General features: G+C 71.0%; 14 protein-coding genes. 3 read left to right on the top strand and 11 right to left on the bottom strand.

Going from position 1 to position 15,589, the window contains the following annotated elements; genetic code table 11:
• Positions 1 to 13: 13 nt before the first annotated feature.
• Positions 14 to 1,135 carry a succinyl-diaminopimelate desuccinylase gene (dapE, locus tag V3N99_16025; protein MEO3938246.1) on the bottom strand — a complete coding sequence of 374 codons (1,122 nt, stop codon included), beginning with the start codon at positions 1,133 to 1,135 and terminating at the stop codon, positions 14 to 16.
• Between the two features lie 39 nt (positions 1,136 to 1,174).
• On the opposite strand from dapE, the gene dapD reads away from it, so the two are divergent.
• Positions 1,175 to 2,164: a 2,3,4,5-tetrahydropyridine-2,6-dicarboxylate N-succinyltransferase gene (gene dapD / locus V3N99_16020; GenBank protein ID MEO3938245.1), complete on the top strand. Its 990-nt coding sequence runs from the start codon at positions 1,175 to 1,177 to the stop codon at positions 2,162 to 2,164.
• Between the two features lie 6 nt (positions 2,165 to 2,170).
• Positions 2,171 to 3,040, top strand: a complete 870-nt coding sequence (locus tag V3N99_16015; GenBank protein MEO3938244.1) for a hypothetical protein — start codon at positions 2,171 to 2,173, stop codon at positions 3,038 to 3,040.
• A gap of 61 nt (positions 3,041 to 3,101) precedes the next feature.
• Here the strand turns inward: V3N99_16015 and V3N99_16010 are convergent, their stop codons facing one another.
• The 3 genes from V3N99_16010 to fdxA all read right to left on the bottom strand — a co-directional run bounded on the left by V3N99_16010 (position 3,102) and on the right by fdxA (position 6,001).
• Positions 3,102 to 4,424: a citrate synthase gene (locus tag V3N99_16010; GenBank protein MEO3938243.1), complete on the bottom strand. Its 1,323-nt coding sequence runs from the start codon at positions 4,422 to 4,424 to the stop codon at positions 3,102 to 3,104.
• Positions 4,425 to 4,545: 121 nt separating this feature from the next.
• Complete coding sequence (gene dapC, locus V3N99_16005) at positions 4,546 to 5,643, bottom strand: succinyldiaminopimelate transaminase (GenBank protein MEO3938242.1); 1,098 nt, start codon at positions 5,641 to 5,643, stop codon at positions 4,546 to 4,548.
• A 31-nt stretch (positions 5,644 to 5,674) separates the two neighbouring features.
• Positions 5,675 to 6,001 carry a ferredoxin gene (gene fdxA / locus V3N99_16000; protein MEO3938241.1) on the bottom strand — a complete coding sequence of 109 codons (327 nt, stop codon included), beginning with the start codon at positions 5,999 to 6,001 and terminating at the stop codon, positions 5,675 to 5,677.
• A gap of 108 nt (positions 6,002 to 6,109) precedes the next feature.
• Between fdxA and V3N99_15995 the strand changes: the two genes are divergently transcribed.
• A complete protein-coding gene (locus V3N99_15995) occupies positions 6,110 to 7,219 on the top strand; it encodes a GNAT family N-acetyltransferase (GenBank protein MEO3938240.1) in 1,110 nt (369 codons plus the stop codon).
• On the opposite strand, the gene V3N99_15990 is transcribed toward V3N99_15995, so the two are convergent.
• The 7 genes from V3N99_15990 to V3N99_15960 all read right to left on the bottom strand — a co-directional run bounded on the left by V3N99_15990 (position 7,216) and on the right by V3N99_15960 (position 15,543).
• Entirely contained in the window at positions 7,216 to 8,904 is a 1,689-nt protein-coding gene (locus V3N99_15990) for a VanW family protein (GenBank protein MEO3938239.1), read from the bottom strand. The two genes, V3N99_15995 and V3N99_15990, sit on opposite strands and share 4 nt — an antisense overlap.
• 23 nt (positions 8,905 to 8,927) lie before the next feature.
• A complete protein-coding gene (locus tag V3N99_15985) occupies positions 8,928 to 9,425 on the bottom strand; it encodes a flavin reductase family protein (protein MEO3938238.1) in 498 nt (165 codons plus the stop codon).
• Between the two features lie 44 nt (positions 9,426 to 9,469).
• Positions 9,470 to 10,411, bottom strand: a complete 942-nt coding sequence (gene mshB / locus V3N99_15980; protein ID MEO3938237.1) for an N-acetyl-1-D-myo-inositol-2-amino-2-deoxy-alpha-D-glucopyranoside deacetylase — start codon at positions 10,409 to 10,411, stop codon at positions 9,470 to 9,472.
• Between the two features lie 12 nt (positions 10,412 to 10,423).
• The gene (locus tag V3N99_15975) at positions 10,424 to 11,386 is read right to left on the bottom strand and encodes a dipeptide ABC transporter ATP-binding protein (protein MEO3938236.1); all 963 of its coding nucleotides are present in this window, start codon (positions 11,384 to 11,386) and stop codon (positions 10,424 to 10,426) included.
• A gap of 193 nt (positions 11,387 to 11,579) precedes the next feature.
• Positions 11,580 to 12,656 (bottom strand): ABC transporter ATP-binding protein, encoded by a 1,077-nt coding sequence (locus V3N99_15970; GenBank protein MEO3938235.1) that lies wholly within the window; start codon positions 12,654 to 12,656, stop codon positions 11,580 to 11,582.
• A gap of 16 nt (positions 12,657 to 12,672) precedes the next feature.
• Positions 12,673 to 13,686 carry an ABC transporter permease gene (locus tag V3N99_15965; protein ID MEO3938234.1) on the bottom strand — a complete coding sequence of 338 codons (1,014 nt, stop codon included), beginning with the start codon at positions 13,684 to 13,686 and terminating at the stop codon, positions 12,673 to 12,675.
• Positions 13,687 to 13,809: 123 nt separating this feature from the next.
• A complete protein-coding gene (locus V3N99_15960) occupies positions 13,810 to 15,543 on the bottom strand; it encodes an ABC transporter substrate-binding protein (GenBank protein ID MEO3938233.1) in 1,734 nt (577 codons plus the stop codon).
• Between the last annotated feature and the right edge of the window lie 46 nt (positions 15,544 to 15,589).

The raw sequence follows: 15,589 nt of genomic DNA, 5'->3' as shown, positions 1-15,589 counted from the left end.
GGACGGTCGGCGCTCATCGCAGCCACCGCAGCAGGGCCTGCTCGCAGTCGCCGTACTGGTGCAGGGGCGCGCGCTCCTCGTCGGTGTGGGCGAGGTTCGGGTCGCCCGGGCCGAAGTTGACCGCCGGCACGCCGAGGGCGCTGAAGCGGGCGACGTCGGTCCACCCCTCCTTGGGCCCGACCGGCACGCCGAGGGCCTCGACGAAGGCCTTCGCTGCTGGGAGGGTGAGGCCGGGACGGGCGCCGGGGGCGTTGTCGCGCACGACGACCTCGAAGCCGTCGAAGACGTCGACGACGTGCGCGACCGCCTCGTCAGCGCTCTTGTCGGGGGCGTAGCGGTAGTTGACGGTGACCACGCAGCGGTCGGGGATGACGTTGCCGGCGATCCCCCCGCTGATGCCGACCGCCTGGAGCGCCTCGTGGTAGTCGAGGCCTTCGACGTGGACGACCCGCTGGTCGTAGTCCACCAGCCGCGCGAGGATGGGGGCGGCCCCGTGGATCGCGTTGTCGCCGTTCCACGGCCTCGCCGAGTGGGCGGCGATGCCCTTGACCACCACGTCGACGCGCAGGGTTCCCTTGCACCCGCCCTCGACACCGCCGTCGGTCGGCTCGAGCAGCACGGCGAAGTCGGCCGCGAGCAGCTCGGGGGCATCGCGTGCCAGGTGGGCCAGGCCGTTGTACTGCCCGTCGATCTCCTCGCCCTCGTAGAAGACGTAGGTGACGTCGCGGGTCGGCTCGGTCAGCTGCCGGGCCAGCCGCAGCTGCACCGCGACCCCGCCCTTCATGTCGACCGTGCCCCGGCCGACCAGCTCGTCGCCGCGACGACGGGTCGGCAGGTTGGGCGGGTCGGTCAGCGGCACGGTGTCGATGTGGCCCGCGAGCACCACGCGCTCGGCCCGGCCCAGCTGGGTGCGCGCGACCACGGTGTTGCCGTACCGCGAGACCTCGAGGTGGGTCAGCGGCCCCAGGGCGACCTCGATCGCCTCGGCGAGCGCCGCCTCGTCGAGGCTCACCGAGGGGATGTCGCACAGGGCGACGGTGAGGTCGACCACGTCGGCGTCGAGGTCCAGGGGGAGGGCGACAGGCTGGTCGGGGGCGGGAGACGACACGCTGGGCACGGTGGAGGGCGGCGGCATACGACGAGGCTAGTAGGCGTGGCACCTAGGCTGCTGCCCATGACCGATGCGCCCTCACCGTCCACCGACACCCGCCGGGCCTGGGGCCTCGGAGTGGCCACCGTCGTCGCCGGGTCGCTCCCGGCGCCCGGAGCCCCCCTGGACGAGGGGGTCGTGCTCGACACGTGGTATCCCGCACCGGCGCTCGGCGACGGTCTCGATCCGGAGCAGCCGGTGCCGGCCGACCTGCGGGCCCTCGAGACCGAGGACCTCGACCGTGGCGTCAGCATGCGGGTCGTCGCCGTGAGCATCGACCTCGACGCTCCCCCGACCACTGTGCCCGATGCCTACCTGCGGCTGCACCTGCTCTCGCACCGGCTGGTGGCCCCCAACACGATTAACCTGGACGGTCTCTTCGGTGTGCTGAGCAACGTGGTCTGGACCAGCGCCGGCCCCTGCGCGGTCGACGACTTCGAGGCCACCCGCCTGCGGCTGCGCCGGCGAGGGCCGCTGCAGGTCACCTCGGTCGACAAGTTCCCCCGGATGACCGACTACGTGCTGCCCTCGGGTGTGCGGATCGCCGACGCCGACCGGGTGCGCCTCGGCGCGCACCTGGCGCCCGGCACGACGGTCATGCACGAGGGCTTCGTCAACTTCAACGCCGGCACCCTCGGCACCTCGATGGTCGAGGGCCGCATCGTGCAGGGGGTCGTCGTCGGCAACGGCTCCGACGTCGGCGGCGGTGCGTCGATCATGGGCACGCTCTCGGGCGGCGGCACCCAACGGGTCAGCGTGGGCGAGCGGTGCCTGCTGGGCGCGCAGTCGGGGCTCGGCATCGCCCTCGGCGACGACTGCGTGGTCGAGGCCGGCCTCTACGTCACCGCCGGCACCAAGGTGACCCTGCCCGACGGCTCGGTCGTCAAGGCGGTCGAGCTCTCGGGCCGCGACGGCGTGCTCTTCCTGCGCAACTCGGTGACGGGCACGGTCGAGGCGCGCGACCGCACCGGTCACGGCATCGCGCTCAACGACGCCCTCCACGCCAATACGTGACTGCCCGTGCCCACCTCTGAGCGCCGGCTGGCCGGTCGGCACCCGATGCGGTGGGTCGCGCGCCTGATCGTGGTCGCCGTCGTGGGGAGCGTGGCCGTCGCCGGCTTCCTCGCCTGGCGGTCCGCCCAGCGCGCCTTCTTCACCCCCGTGTGCGCGGCGACCGCATCCGGGACGACCTTCACCTTCACCCCTGAGCAGACCGCGAACGCCGCCCTCATCTCGGCGGTCGCCGTCGAGCGGGGCCTGCCACCGCGAGCGGCGACGATCGCGATCGCGACGGCGATCCAGGAGTCGAAGCTGCGCAACCTGACCTACGGCGACCGCGACTCGGTCGGGCTCTTCCAGCAGCGCCCCAGCCAGGGATGGGGCACCCGCGAGCAGATCCTCGACGCGGTCTACTCGACGGGCAAGTTCTACGACGCCCTGGTCAAGGTGCCCGGCTACACGACCGGCGAGATCACCAAGGTGGCCCAGGCGGTGCAGCGCAGCGCCTTCCCCGAGGCATATGCCGACCACGAGCAGCAGGGCCGGGTGCTCGCCTCGACGCTCACGGGCCAGTCACCGGCCGGTCTCGGCTGCAAGCTCGCCGACCCGACCGCGGTCTCGCCGGCCACCGACGTGGCGTCCGACCTCAAGGCCCAGATGGGCAGTCGCAGCGTCGCGTCGAGCGGGGTCCTGCGGGTGTCGGCCGCGGACGCCACCCACGCCTGGGCCGCCGCTCAGTGGGCAGTCGCGCGGGCCGACGCCTACGGCATCGCCCGCGTCGAGGTCGCGGGTCGCACGTGGGACCGCAGCGACACGGACCCGGCCCTGACGTGGGGCACCGGCGGCTCGAGCGACGCCACCACCGTGACCATCCGACTGGGCGCTGCCTGACCCGGTGCTCCCCGGCCCCCACCCAGACTGGGAGAGGGGCCGGGGGGTGGGACTGCTCCGGTCAGCGGCCACCGAGGTCGACGTAGTCGCGCTCGGTGGCGCCGATGTAGACCTGACGGGGACGACCGATCTTGGTCTCGGGGTCCTCCATCATCTCGCGCCACTGGGCGATCCAGCCGGGGGCGCGGCCCAGGGCGAAGAGCACGGTGAACATCTTCGGGGGGAAGCCCATGGCCTTGTAGATCAGGCCGGTGTAGAAGTCGACGTTGGGGTAGAGCTTGCGCTCGATGAAGTAGTCGTCGTTGAGCGCGATCTCCTCGACACCCTTGGCGATCTCGAGCATCTCGTCGTCGCCACCGAGCTTGGCGATGATCTCGTCGGCGGTCTTCTTGAGGATCGCCGCGCGCGGGTCGTAGTTCTTGTAGACCCGGTGGCCGAAGCCCATGAGGCGGACGCCGTCCTCCTTGTTCTTCACCTTGGTCATGAAGGTGTTGACGTCGTAGTCGGCGTTCTGGATCTTGCCGAGCATCTCGAGCACGGCCTGGTTGGCCCCGCCGTGCAGCGGGCCGGACAGGGCGTGGATGCCGGAGGAGACCGAGGCGTAGAGGTTGGCCTGCGAGGAGCCGACGAGCCGCACGGTCGAGGTCGAGCAGTTCTGCTCGTGGTCGGCGTGCAGGATCAGCAGCAGGTCGAGCGCCTTGACGATGGTCGGGTCGAGCTCGTAGGGCTCGGCCGGGAAGCCGAAGGCCATGCGCAGGAAGTTCTCGGTGAGCGAGAGCGAGTTGTCGGGGTAGAGGAAGGGCTGCCCGATGCTCTTCTTGTGCGCGTAGGCCGCGATCGTCGGCAGCTTGGCCAGCAGCCGCACCGTCGAGAGGTCGATCTGCGCGCGGTCGTGGATGTCGAGGCTGTCCTGGTAGAACGTCGACAGGGCGGAGACGGCCGACGACAGGACCGGCATCGGGTGGGCGTCACGCGGGAAGCCGTTGAAGAACGCCTTCAGGTCTTCGTGGAGCATCGTGTGGCGGCGGATCTTGTCCTCGAACTCGGCGAGCTCGGTCGCGGTCGGCAGCTCACCGTAGATGAGCAGGTAGGACACCTCCACGTAGGACGACTTCGCGGCGAGCTGCTCGATGGGGTACCCGCGGTAGCGGAGGATGCCTGCGTCGCCGTCGATGTAGGTGATCGCGCTCTTGCACGAGGCGGTGTTGACGAAGCCTGCGTCGTAGGTGACCAGGCCGGTCTCCTTGAGCAGGGAGCTGACCCCCAGCGCGTCGCTGCCGTCGGATGCGGCGACCCGGGGCAGGGTGAGGGTCTTGTCGGCAAGGCTCAGGGTGGCTTCGGTGCTGGTTGCGGTCGGGGTGCTCTCGGCGGTCTCTGCGGTCATGTGTGTTCTCCTTGAGGAAACCGTGGACGAGCGGGTCCGGTCGGAACCCAGGCAGATCGTCACCGACGCTACCCCAGCCCGGCCGCCGATCGTGAGTCGGGCGACTGTGACCTTCTCGGGGTCAGAGCCGGGACGCCGCCGCGGCGATACGCTCGTCGGTCGCCGTCAGGGCCACGCGTACGTGACGGTCGCCGGCGCGACCGTAGAAGCTGCCGGGAGCCACGAGGATGCCCCGCTGCGCCAGCCAGGCCACGCTGTCGAGGGCGGGCTCGTCACGCGTGGACCAGAGGTAGAGCCCGGCGCCGGTGTCGGCGACGGCGAAACCGGCCCGCTCCAGCGCCGGCCGCAGCAGGGTGCGGCGCGCGGCATACCGGGCGTGCTGCTCCTCGACGTGGGCGTCGTCGTCGAGGGCGGCGACCATGGCCGCCTGCACGGGCGCCGGGACGATCATCCCGGCGTGCTTGCGCACCTCGAGCAGACCGGCCACCAGGGCTGGGTCACCGGCGACGAAGGCCGCGCGGTATCCGGCGAGGTTCGACTGCTTCGAGAGGGAGTAGAGGGCGAGCAGTCCCTCGTGGCTGCCGCGGGCGACCCGGGGGTCGAGGATGCTCGGCGCGGGGCCGTCGCCCGACCAGGTCAGCTGCGCGTAGCACTCGTCGGAGGCGACGACGACGCGGTGCTGCCGGGCCCAGGCCACCACCTTGGCCAAATGCTCGACGCCCAGCACGGCGCCGGTGGGGTTGCTGGGGCTGTTGACCCAGAGCAGCCGCGGCCGGGTGGCCCTGGTCAGGGGCCCGAGGGCGGTGAGACCGTCGACCACGACGGGGGTCGCGCCGGCGAGCCGGGCGCCGACGTCGTAGGTCGGGTAGGCGACGGCGGGCAGGCCCACGACGTCTCCGACGCCCAGACCCAGCAGGGTCGGCAGCCAGGCCACCATCTCCTTGCTGCCGATGGTCGGCAGCACCCCGGCGGGGTCGACGTCGGGCACCCCGCGGCGCCGGGCGAACCAGGCGGCCACTGCCTCCCGCAGCGCGGGCGTACCGGCCGTGAGGGGGTACCCGGGTGAGTCGGACGCGGCAGCCAGCGCCCGCGCCACCACCACGGGGGTGGGGTCGACGGGCGTGCCGACCGAGAGGTCGACCAGACCGCCTGGGTGCGCGACCGCCGTGGCCTTGTGCACGGCGAGCGAGTCCCAGGGGAAGTCGGGCAGGCCCGACATCCGACCCCTGCTCACGCGCGCGCCGCTGCGGTCACTCGGAGTGCTCCTGCGGGGGCAGGGCCGCGATGAGGGGGTGGTCCTTGGCGATCATGCCGAGCTTGGCCGCGCCGCCCGGGCTGCCGAGGTCGTCGAAGAACTCGACGTTGGCCTTGTAGTAGTCGGCCCACTCGGCCGGGGTGTCGTCCTCGTAGTAGATGGCCTCCACGGGGCAGACCGGCTCGCACGCACCGCAGTCGACGCACTCGTCGGGGTGGATGTAGAGGGACCGCTCCCCTTCGTAGATGCAGTCGACCGGGCACTCCTCGATGCACGCCTTGTCCTTGAGGTCGACACAGGGCTGGGCGATCACGTAGGTCATGGGGTGTGGGTCCTTAGCGCGAGACGGGCTGGAGGCGGGCGCGAGCCCTGCTCCGGATGGTGCTCCTGGTGGTGCACTGGCTGACATCTATTATGCCGAGTCCGGGCCATGGACTTCCTCTGGGGCCACCCCCGGCACACGCCGACCACCGATGGAGACCCCGTGCAGCCAGCCGTCCCCGTGCCGCACCCCCTCCGACCGGGGGCCCGCGTGGTCGTGCGTCACCGGCTGCCTCCCGGATCGGCCCCGTCGCTGAGCGATGTCGTGGGTATCGTGTCGGCGGTCGACGACGCGTCGGTGACCCTCGAGACCACCGAGGGGCCGGTCACCGTGGCCCGGGAGGTCGTCGTGGCCGTGCGCGAGATCCCGCCCCGGCAGGAGCGGCCCGGCCGCCCGCACCGGGCGGTCGGCGTCGCCGACCTCGGGCGCCTGATGGCGCAGGGGTGGCCCGCGGTCGAGTCGGCAGAGCTCGGGGGGTGGCTGCTGCGGGCGTCGTCCGGCTTCACCGGTCGAGGCAACAGCCTGCTGCCGTCTGGCGACCCAGGGCTACCGCTCACCGACGCCGTCGACCAGGTCGAGCGCTGGTACGCCGCCCGTGGGCTCCCGCCTCGGGTCCACCTCGACCTGCCCCGCAGCGGCGACGACTCGGCTCCGACGGGGCCGGCCGAGCTGGGTGAGCCGCTGGCCCTGCGCACCCTCGTCGCCGCCCACCCGCTCGGCGTCGAGCTGCTCGGGCGCGGCTACCAGCCGGTGCAGCCGACGCTGACCATGACGGGGGCCACCGCTGCCGTCCCGCCGCTGCGGGCGGATGCGCCGCCCGTCGAGGTCGACGCGGCCCTGAGCGCCGACTGGCTGGTGGCGTACGCGCGACAGCGCAGCATCCTGCCCGGGGTGACCGAGCAGGTGCTGACGGGCTCCCCGGGCCAGCTCTTCGCCAGCACCGGGGCCCCCGGCCGCCTCACGGCCGTGGCCCGGATGTCGGTGCACCCCGGGTGGGCCGGCCTCCACGCCGTCTGGGTCGACCCGCTGCAGCGGCGGCAGGGGCTGGCCGTCACCCTCATGTCGGCCTTGGCCACGCTCGCCCGCGACCACGCGATGACGTCGATGTACCTTCAGGTCGAGGCGGGGAACACCGCCGCCCAGGCGCTCTACACCGGCCTCGGCTTCAGCACGCACCACGCCTACGTCTACCTGGACCCGCCCGCCCCTCGCCGCTAGCGCGCGTGGTCGGGGTTGGTGCAGGTGATCGTGTCCTGCGGGTCGTACTTCGTCGTGTAGGGCTCCGACCGCACCGCCTTGCCCTTCAGCGAGATCACCCGCGTGACGGTGACGTCGAAGCCGGGACTGCCGGGCTGCGGCACGCAGGCGACGGTGTCGTCGCTGAAGGTGGCGCCGGTGCGGATGTTGCTGCGCGGGCCCTTCTCTGACCTCACGTCGTAGACCTTGGTGCTCCAGATGCGACCGTGCACCTGGTTGTCGGCGACATACATCTGCACGTACATCCCGTAGGGGCTGGTGTTCTTCCACTTGTTGTCGATCGTCGGCCAGTAGACCGTCGCCTCGCGCCCTTCGGGGTAGCGGGAGATGTAGAACGAGTGGGCGGTGTGCTCGACGAGCTCGGTCGCCGCGCTCCACGCCAGGTTGTAGACGACCGTCGAGACCTGCGAGATGCCCCCACCCGTGCCCTTGACCAGCCTTCCCCCCTCGATGACATACCCCTCCTGGTATCCCTTGTCGGCGGTGCGCTCACCAAGGATCCCGTTGAGGGAGAACGTCTCTCCCGGCCTGACCAGTGTGCCGTCGATCGCGGAGGAGGCGGCCACGAGGTTGGCGGTGCGCGAGGGGTTGACCGGGAAGGTCGAGTCGAAGCTCGCGATGACCTCCTTCACGCCGAGGGCCCTGGCCTTCGCCGTGGTGAAGGCGGGGGCCGCAGCCGTCGTGCGGGGGCGCGCGGTGCGGGAGGGGTCGGTGAGGGCGGCGAGCACGAGGTCGGGCACCGTGCGGGTGTCGACGGTCAGCCCGTCGACCCCCGGCACGACCGTCGGGGAGGCGCCCGTGAAAATCAGGCTGGCGTCCTTCGCCGCCGGCAGGACCGTCCTGGCCAGCCCGGTCACCAGGGCCGTGACGCTCGGACGGTCGATGGTCGGGCGCAGGGTGCCGTCGTCGTCGGGCGTCATCGAGAGCATGGGGGCGAGCTGCGTGGGCACGAGCGGCAGCGTGCGGTCGCCCAGCACCAGCGAGACCGGCGCCGACATCGCCGGCCGCGCGAACGAGGTGACCGCCGCCTCGACCTTGGCCTGGGTCACGGCGGGTGCGGCCGTACGCACCCTGGCCAGCAGCGACGGGGTGTGCGGGTAGCCTGCGGCGATCCGGCGGACGAGGTCGGCGACGTCGACGGAGGTGCCGTCCTGGGCCGGCGTCACGGCCACCCTCCCGCCAGGGAAGGTGACGGTGCCGTCGCGCGCCGGGGTCTCGACCGTCGTGGCCCCGGAGCGCACCGCCTCGGTGAGCTTCGCGGTGTCCACCGACGTGGCGACCGGCCGGTGCATCCCACCGGTGAGGTGCTGCCAGATCCGCACCGGGTCGAGCGTGAAGCCCGACATGTCGGCGAGCGTGCGGTCGACGTCGAGGGACAAGCCCGACGAGCTCGGGTCGATCCGCACCGTGCGCCCGGTGTCGCCGACGTTGACGACGATCGGGTCCGACGCGCGTTGCGCGAGCTTCTGCTTGAGCACGGCCGACGCCGCGGTCGGGGTCATGCCCCCGACGCCGACCCCCTCGACGCTGGCCCGCGACGGCACCTGACGACCCACCACGACGGCGAGGGCCACATAGGCCGCACCGACGACGAGGACCGCCGCGAGCAGGCGCAGCCAGGTGGCGCGCGTGTCGTCGGCTGCCACGGTGGTGTCCCCCTCGGAGGGTCTCAGGCCAGGGAGGCGAAGCCGCCTCGGTAGAAGAGGAGGGCGTCACCCGGATGGTCGGCGATCTCTACGGAGAGTACTTCGCCCACCACGAGGGTGTGGTCGCCTGCAGGCACGGTGTTGACGGTCTGACACTCAATCGTTGCCAAGGCGTTGCCGAGCAGCGCCACACCCGTCGCCTCACCCCGCGTGTGGGGCACGCGGGCGAGCTGCTCGTGCAGCGGCCGGCCGCGGGTGGCCAGCCAGAGCGCCGTGGCTCGGTCGGCGGCGGCGAGGATGCTGACCCCGAAGCGACCGGCTCCCAGGACCGCGTCGTGCCAGCGCGCCTCCTGCTCCACCGAGACCAGCAGGAGCATCGGGTCGAGCGAGACCGAGAGCACGCCGTTGGCGGTCATCGCGTGGTCGAGGTCGCCGGTGCGGGTGGTCACGACCGTGACCCCGGTGGCGAACCGGCCCATGGCCTGACGGAAGGCGTCAGAGGTCGGAGGGGTGAGGGTCACCTGGTCATTGTTCCGCATGTCCGGTGCGCCCCGATGCCGTCCGCTCACTCCGCGACCAAGCCCGCCGACCAGGCGTCGGACGACGACGGTCGGGACACGTCGGCCCAGGACCCCGGGTCGACGCGCCCGAAGCCCTCGCGCCCGGGGAGGCGGGTCGCCACCTCATTGCTGAGGGCGAAGAACGGGGTGCCCGCCGTCGGCGAGGGTGCGTGGGTGCGGTAGACGACCAGCTGGGTGGCGTGGGCCTGCAGCGCGAGAGCCTGACGCTGCGTCGAGTCCGGGGACACCACGATGTGGCTCACGCGGTCGTCGTCGACGACGCCGACCGGGTTGAGGGCGTCGGCGTCGGGCAGGACCAGGCGCCGGCGGGCGGACTCCCCGTGCGTGCCGGGCACGACGTGCTCGCGCACCCAGGCCCGGTCCTGCTGCGCCCAGGTGAGGGGTGTGCGGATCTCGAAGGCACGCCCGGGCTGGGCCGGGTCGTCGAGCGCGGCGAGCCGGGCGAGCGCGGCGCGGGTCACCCGGTGGGTCTGGATGTGGTCGGGGTGGCCGTAGCCCCCCTGCGGGTCGTAGGTCACGACGACGTCCGGCCGGAGCGCCCGCACGTGCTCGGCGACGAGAGCCGCCGCCTCCGCCACCGGGGCGCGGGCGAAGGCGCGCGGGTGCTGGGCACCCGGCATACCGGCCATGCCACTGTCGCGGTAGCGCGAGAGGACCCCGGCGCCGGGGTCCTCCCCGAGCACGTGGTGGTCCACCCCGAGGCGGCGCATGGCCTCACGCAGCTCCTCGCGCCGCCAGGGCCCGAGGGGGTCGCCCGTCGCTCCCTCGAGATGGGCGAGCTCGGGCGGGATGACCTCGCCCTCCTCACCCAGCGTCGCGGTGAGCACGTGCACCTCGTCGCCGAGGTCGACGTGGTGGGCCATGGTCACCCCGCAGGTCAGGGTCTCGTCGTCGGGGTGGGCGTGGACGAAGAGCAGACGCGTCACGGCGGGCGCTTCTCAGATGACCTTGCGCACCTCGGGGAAGTGGCAGGCGACCCGGTGCCCGGGAGCCACCTCGACCGGGAGCGGCAGCTCGGACGCGCACTTGTCCTGCGCCTTGGGGCAGCGGGTGCGGAAGACGCAGCCACTCGGCGGGTTCTGCGGCGACGGCAGGTCACCCGTGAGCAGGATGCGCTCCTTCTTCGACTCCCGCGCCGGGTCGGGCGTCGGCACGGCCGAGAGCAGCGCATGGGTGTAGGGGTGCTGAGGCGCCTCGTAGAGGGTGTCGCGGGGGGCGTCCTCCATGATCTTGCCGAGATACATCACCACCACCCGGTCGGAGATGTGGCGCACCACCGACAGGTCGTGGGCGATGAAGACGTAGGCGATGCCGAACTCCTGCTGGATGTCCTCGAGCAGGTTGATGACCTGGGCCTGAATGGAGACGTCGAGCGCCGAGACCGGCTCGTCGCACACGACGAGCTGCGGCTCGAGCGCGATCGCGCGGGCCACACCGATGCGCTGCCGCTGGCCACCGGAGAACTCGTGTGGGTAGCGGTTGTAGTGCTCGGGGTTGAGCCCGACCCGCTCCATCAGACCCTGGACGGCCTTGCGGGTGCCCTGCTCGGGCTTGATGCCCTGGATCTCGAACGGCGCGGCGATGATCGAGCCGACCGTCTGGCGGGGGTTGAGCGAGCCGTAGGGGTCCTGGAAGACCATCTGCATCTGCCGACGCATCAGCCGCAGATCGTCGCCCTTGACGCTCGTGATGTCCTGGCCCTCGAACTCGATCCGCCCACCGGTGGGGTCGAGCAGTCGCAGCATGGTGCGCCCGGCCGTCGACTTGCCGCAGCCCGACTCGCCGACGAGGCCGACGGTCTCGCGGGGGTAGAGGTCGAACGACACACCGTCGACGGCCTTCACCGGCGCGTCGGGACGCCGGATGAGGGTCTGGCGATACTGCGGGAAGTACTTCTGCATGTCGGTCAGACGCAGCAGGGGGGTGCCCGTGCGGGCGGGTGAGGGCCGCAGGGCCTGCGCCACCTGGCCGTCCTGCCGGGTGAGGGCGGCGTCCTGCGTGGTCGAGGGGGTGTCGGTCATCGTCGCCTTGTCGGTCGGCTCGTGGGTCGCGTCGGTGCCGCGGGTGGGGTGCTCGCTCATGACCGGCCCCTCCTCACAGTCGTGGCTTGATCACGGAGTCGAACAGCTGCGTCTGCTGGCCCGTGGACAGGTGGCACCGGTCGAGGTGACCCGGCTGGGACTCTTGGAGCTCGGGCACGGTGGTGCGGCAGCGGTCGTCCGACACCTGGTCGCGGAAGGCGCACCGCGGGTGGAAGGCGCACCCCGACGGCACGTTGATCAGCGACGGCGGGTTGCCGGGCACCGGGTCGAGCCGCGCCTTGCGGGCCCGGTCGAGGCGGGGCATCGAGGTGAGCAGACCCCAGGCGTAGGGGTGGCTCGGGCGGTAGAAGACCTCGTTGACCGGGCCGTACTCGACCGCCTTGCCGCCGTACATCACCAGGATGTCGTCAGCCATCTCGGCGACGACCCCGAGGTCGTGGGTGATCATGATGATCGCCGAGCCGAACTCGCGCTGCAGGTCGCGCATCAGGTCGAGGATCTGGGCCTGCACCGTCACGTCGAGCGCGGTGGTCGGCTCGTCGGCGATCAGCAGCGAGGGGTCGTTGGCCAGGGCCATCGCGATCATGGCGCGCTGCCGCATGCCGCCGGAGAACTCGTGGGGATACTGGTCGGCCCGGCGCGCCGGGCTGGGGATGCCCACCCGACCGAGCATCTCGACGGCGCGCTTCTTGGCCGCCGACTTCGACATGTCGGAGTGGTGGACCCTGATCCCCTCGACGATCTGGGAGCCCACGGTGTAGTAGGGGTGCAGCGCCGAGAGGGGGTCCTGGAAGACCATGGCCATCCTGTTGCCGCGCAGCTGCCGCAGGCGCTCGTCCTTGACGGTCATCAGGTCCTCGCCGTCGAGGATCACCTGTCCGGAGGCCCGGGCCCTCGTGCCCCGGTGCAGACCGAGGATGGCCTGGCTCGTGACCGACTTGCCGGAGCCCGACTCGCCGACGATGCCGATCGTCTTGCCCCGCTGGAGGTCGAAGGACAGGCCGTCAACGGCCTTGACCAGGCCGTCGTCGGTCGGGAAGTGCACCTTGACGTCTCTCAGGGAGAGGTAGGCGGTGGCGTCACCCGACGGGGCGGGCGACGCTGCACGGGGGCTCGTGGTGGTGGTCATGGTGTTGTCCTTAGCCTCAGGCCATCCGCACACGCGGGTCGATGACGCCGTAGAGCACGTCCACCACGAGGTTGGCGAACACGATGAAGAATGACGCGACGAGCACGACCCCGACGATCACCGGCAGGTCGGTCTGCTGGATGCCGAGGATCGCGATCTTGCCGAGCCCGTTGAAGGAGAAGACCTGCTCGCTGATGACGGCTCCACCGAGCAGCCCGCCGAGGTCGAGCCCGGCGGCCGTGACGATGGGCGTCAGGGCAGCGCGCAGACCGTGGCGGCGCACGACGGTCAACTCCTTGACGCCCTTGGCGCGGGCCGTGCGGATGTAGTCCTCCGACATGGTCTCCAGCATGTAGGCGCGGGTGAGACGCACGTAGGAGGCGCTGTAGACGGCCGCGAGGGTCACGGAGGGCAGGAAGATCCCCTGGAGCCAGGCCACCGGGTCCTGGCTCAACGGGGTGAAGGCCGGAATGGGCACCAGCTGGTACTTGATGGCCACGAAGACCAGCAGGAGCTCGCCGATGAAGAACGAGGGCAGGGAGTAGCCGACCAGGCTGATCCCCACGAGGAGCCGGTCGGGCCATCGGCCACGGTTGAGCGCGGCGACGATACCGAAGGTGACCCCGAAGACGATCCACAGGACGAAGGCGCCGGCCGCGATCGAGGCGGTGATCGGCAGACCCTCCCTGACGATGTCGGTGACGCCCCTGACCTGGAGCGTGGAGTAGCCGAGGCAGGGCGCGTCGCACGTGAAGACAGCGGACGGGTTGAGCTTCTTCAGGGCCGGGTCGTCGGGGAAGTCGCGCGCGACGAAGAAGCCCTTGAGGTAGGTGGCGTACTGCACAGGGATGGGCTTGTCGAAGCCGAGCTTGACCCGGTTGCCCTCGATCACCGCTGGCGTGCAGTTCTTCGAGCAGGTGAGCGAGGCGGGGTCGATCGGGGAGGCGAAGAAGACGAGGAAGGTGGTCAGGGTGATGATCGCCAGCATGATGACCAGCGCGACGAGCCGACGGAGAATGTAGAAGAACATGAGTGCTGCGGCGCCGGACGGCGCGCTTCCTCCCTCTCGTGCGGAGGCCAGGAGGGACGCCGGGTGGGGAGGCAAGCCTCCTCACCCGGCGCCCTCTTGGCACGGTGGAGCGTTCAGCAGTCCTTACTGGACGGCGATGTTCGCGAAGTCGGCGTAGCCACCAAGCAGCGAGTTGATCTCGAAGTTCTTGATGTTGGAGCCGGCCACGAACACGAACTTCTGAGCGACGAGCGGCACGACACCACCGTCGGCGACGATCATCGCGTCGATGGCGCCCCAGGCCTTCTCACGCTCAGCGGCGTCCGAGATGAGGTACGCAGCGTCGATGGCCTTGTTGACCGCGTCGTCGTTGAAGTACCCGTAGTCCTGGTTGCTGCTGGTCGCCGTGATGTTGATCCGACCGTCGAACAGCGGCGGGATGTCGGTCGAGCCGGAGGGCCAGTCAGCACCCCAGCCGGCCGAGAAGACGTCCTTGGACTTGCTCGCCGCACTCGAGATGGTGCGGTAGTACTTGTCCGTGATGCCCTCGAGCGTGGTGTTGAAGCCACCCTGGTCCCAGGTCTGCTTGAGCGCCGAGTAGGCCTTGTCGGCCGTCGCCGTCTTGCGGTAGACCACGGTGATCGGGACCGGCGTCGTGATGCCGGCGTCGGTCAGCACCTTCTTGGCACCGACCGGGTCACCCGCGCTCGGCGCGCCGAACGGGTTGGAGTCCTGGTAGCAGGCCAGCGCCGGGTTGCAGATGGCGTTGGTCGGGGTCATGACCTGCGGTCCGCCGTTGGCCGTGACGTAGGCGTCCTTGTTGGTCGACATCGCGAAGGCCTGGCGGATCTTCGGGTTCTTCATCGCGGCGCTCTGGTAGTTCGGCGTCAGGTAGTTGACGTAGGGCGCAGTCGGGTTGAAGGTGCGGTCCTTCGCGCTCGTCGTGCCGACGATCTGCGCGAGCAGCGAGGCGGGGGCGGAGCTGAACGTGATCGCGTTCTTGTCCTCACCACCATTGGCCAGGAGACGCTGGAAGATGACCTCGGTCGTCAGGCCCTCGACGTCGACGATCTTGTCGGGGTAGGCCTTGCGCAGGTCGTCGCCACCGGTCCAGCTGGGGTTGCGCACCCACGTCCCGCCCTTGTTGGCGTCGAACGTGCCCTCGAGCATGTAGGGACCGTCGGAGAACACGTCGAAGAGGCTGTTGGCCCCCTTGTCCTTGTCCTTGCGGAAGGCGGAGAACGCGGCCAGCGACGCGGTCGCCTGGTTGAAGTCGGCCCACGGCTTCTTGAAGTGCAGGGTGAGCTTCTCGCCCTCGCAGGTGATCGCCTTGTTGAAGGCGGCGTCGCCAGCGGCGCTGGGCTTGTAGGGGCCCTTGTAGACCGGAGCGCCGTCGGCGTCCTCGGGGACGTCGAGGAAGGAGAGGATGTAGGTCGGACCGTTGGAGATGACGTCCGTCGCGAAGGTGCGAGAGATGCCGTACTTCACGTCGTCGCAGGTGACGGCCTTGCCGTCCTGCCACTTCGCGTCGCCCTTGAGCGTGAACGCCCAGGTCTTGCCGCCGTCGCTCATGGTGCCGGTGTCGGTGGCGAGGTCGGGGACCAGCTCCGGCTTCTCGCCGGCGGTGTACATCGTCAGGCTGCGCGCGTAGACCCGGTTGGCGAACTCGAGGTCTGCTCCGACGTAGCTCTGCTGGGGGTCGAGACCGTTGTGGGGCCCGACGTTGAGGATGTACAGCGTTCCGCCCTTGGAGGCCGCGGTGGCCGAGGACCCTGCGGTGCTTCCGCCGCCGGAGCCGGAGCCGCTGCAGGCCGCTGCCGCCAGCGCGACGACCGCCCCGAGGGCGACGGTGAAGGCGCCCTGTCTGGTGCGCATCATGTCTTCTCCTTGTATGCACTTGTCCACCGCAGCTGCTGCGGTGGGC

The sequence above is a fragment of the Dermatophilaceae bacterium Soc4.6 genome, from assembly GCA_039889245.1.
GTDB lineage: Bacteria > Actinomycetota > Actinomycetes > Actinomycetales > Dermatophilaceae > Lapillicoccus.
The sequence above is the reverse complement of the archived record's forward strand: the minus strand, read 5'-3'. Positions and strand labels throughout refer to the sequence as shown.

Excerpts from the sequence above, each read along its gene's own strand:
- V3N99_15995 (MEO3938240.1), top strand. The coding sequence starts at position 6,110 with ATGGACTTCCTCTGGGGCCACCCCCGGCACACGCCGACCACCGATGGA.
- dapC (MEO3938242.1), bottom strand. The coding sequence starts at position 5,643 with ATGTCGGGCCTGCCCGACTTCCCCTGGGACTCGCTCGCCGTGCACAAG.
- dapE (MEO3938246.1), bottom strand. The coding sequence starts at position 1,135 with ATGCCGCCGCCCTCCACCGTGCCCAGCGTGTCGTCTCCCGCCCCCGAC.
- V3N99_15960 (MEO3938233.1), bottom strand. The coding sequence starts at position 15,543 with ATGATGCGCACCAGACAGGGCGCCTTCACCGTCGCCCTCGGGGCGGTC.
- V3N99_15965 (MEO3938234.1), bottom strand. The coding sequence starts at position 13,686 with ATGTTCTTCTACATTCTCCGTCGGCTCGTCGCGCTGGTCATCATGCTG.
- fdxA (MEO3938241.1), bottom strand. The coding sequence starts at position 6,001 with ATGACCTACGTGATCGCCCAGCCCTGTGTCGACCTCAAGGACAAGGCG.
- dapD (MEO3938245.1), top strand. The coding sequence starts at position 1,175 with ATGACCGATGCGCCCTCACCGTCCACCGACACCCGCCGGGCCTGGGGC.
- V3N99_15970 (MEO3938235.1), bottom strand. The coding sequence starts at position 12,656 with ATGACCACCACCACGAGCCCCCGTGCAGCGTCGCCCGCCCCGTCGGGT.
- V3N99_16010 (MEO3938243.1), bottom strand. The coding sequence starts at position 4,424 with ATGACCGCAGAGACCGCCGAGAGCACCCCGACCGCAACCAGCACCGAA.
- V3N99_15975 (MEO3938236.1), bottom strand. The coding sequence starts at position 11,386 with ATGCAGAAGTACTTCCCGCAGTATCGCCAGACCCTCATCCGGCGTCCC.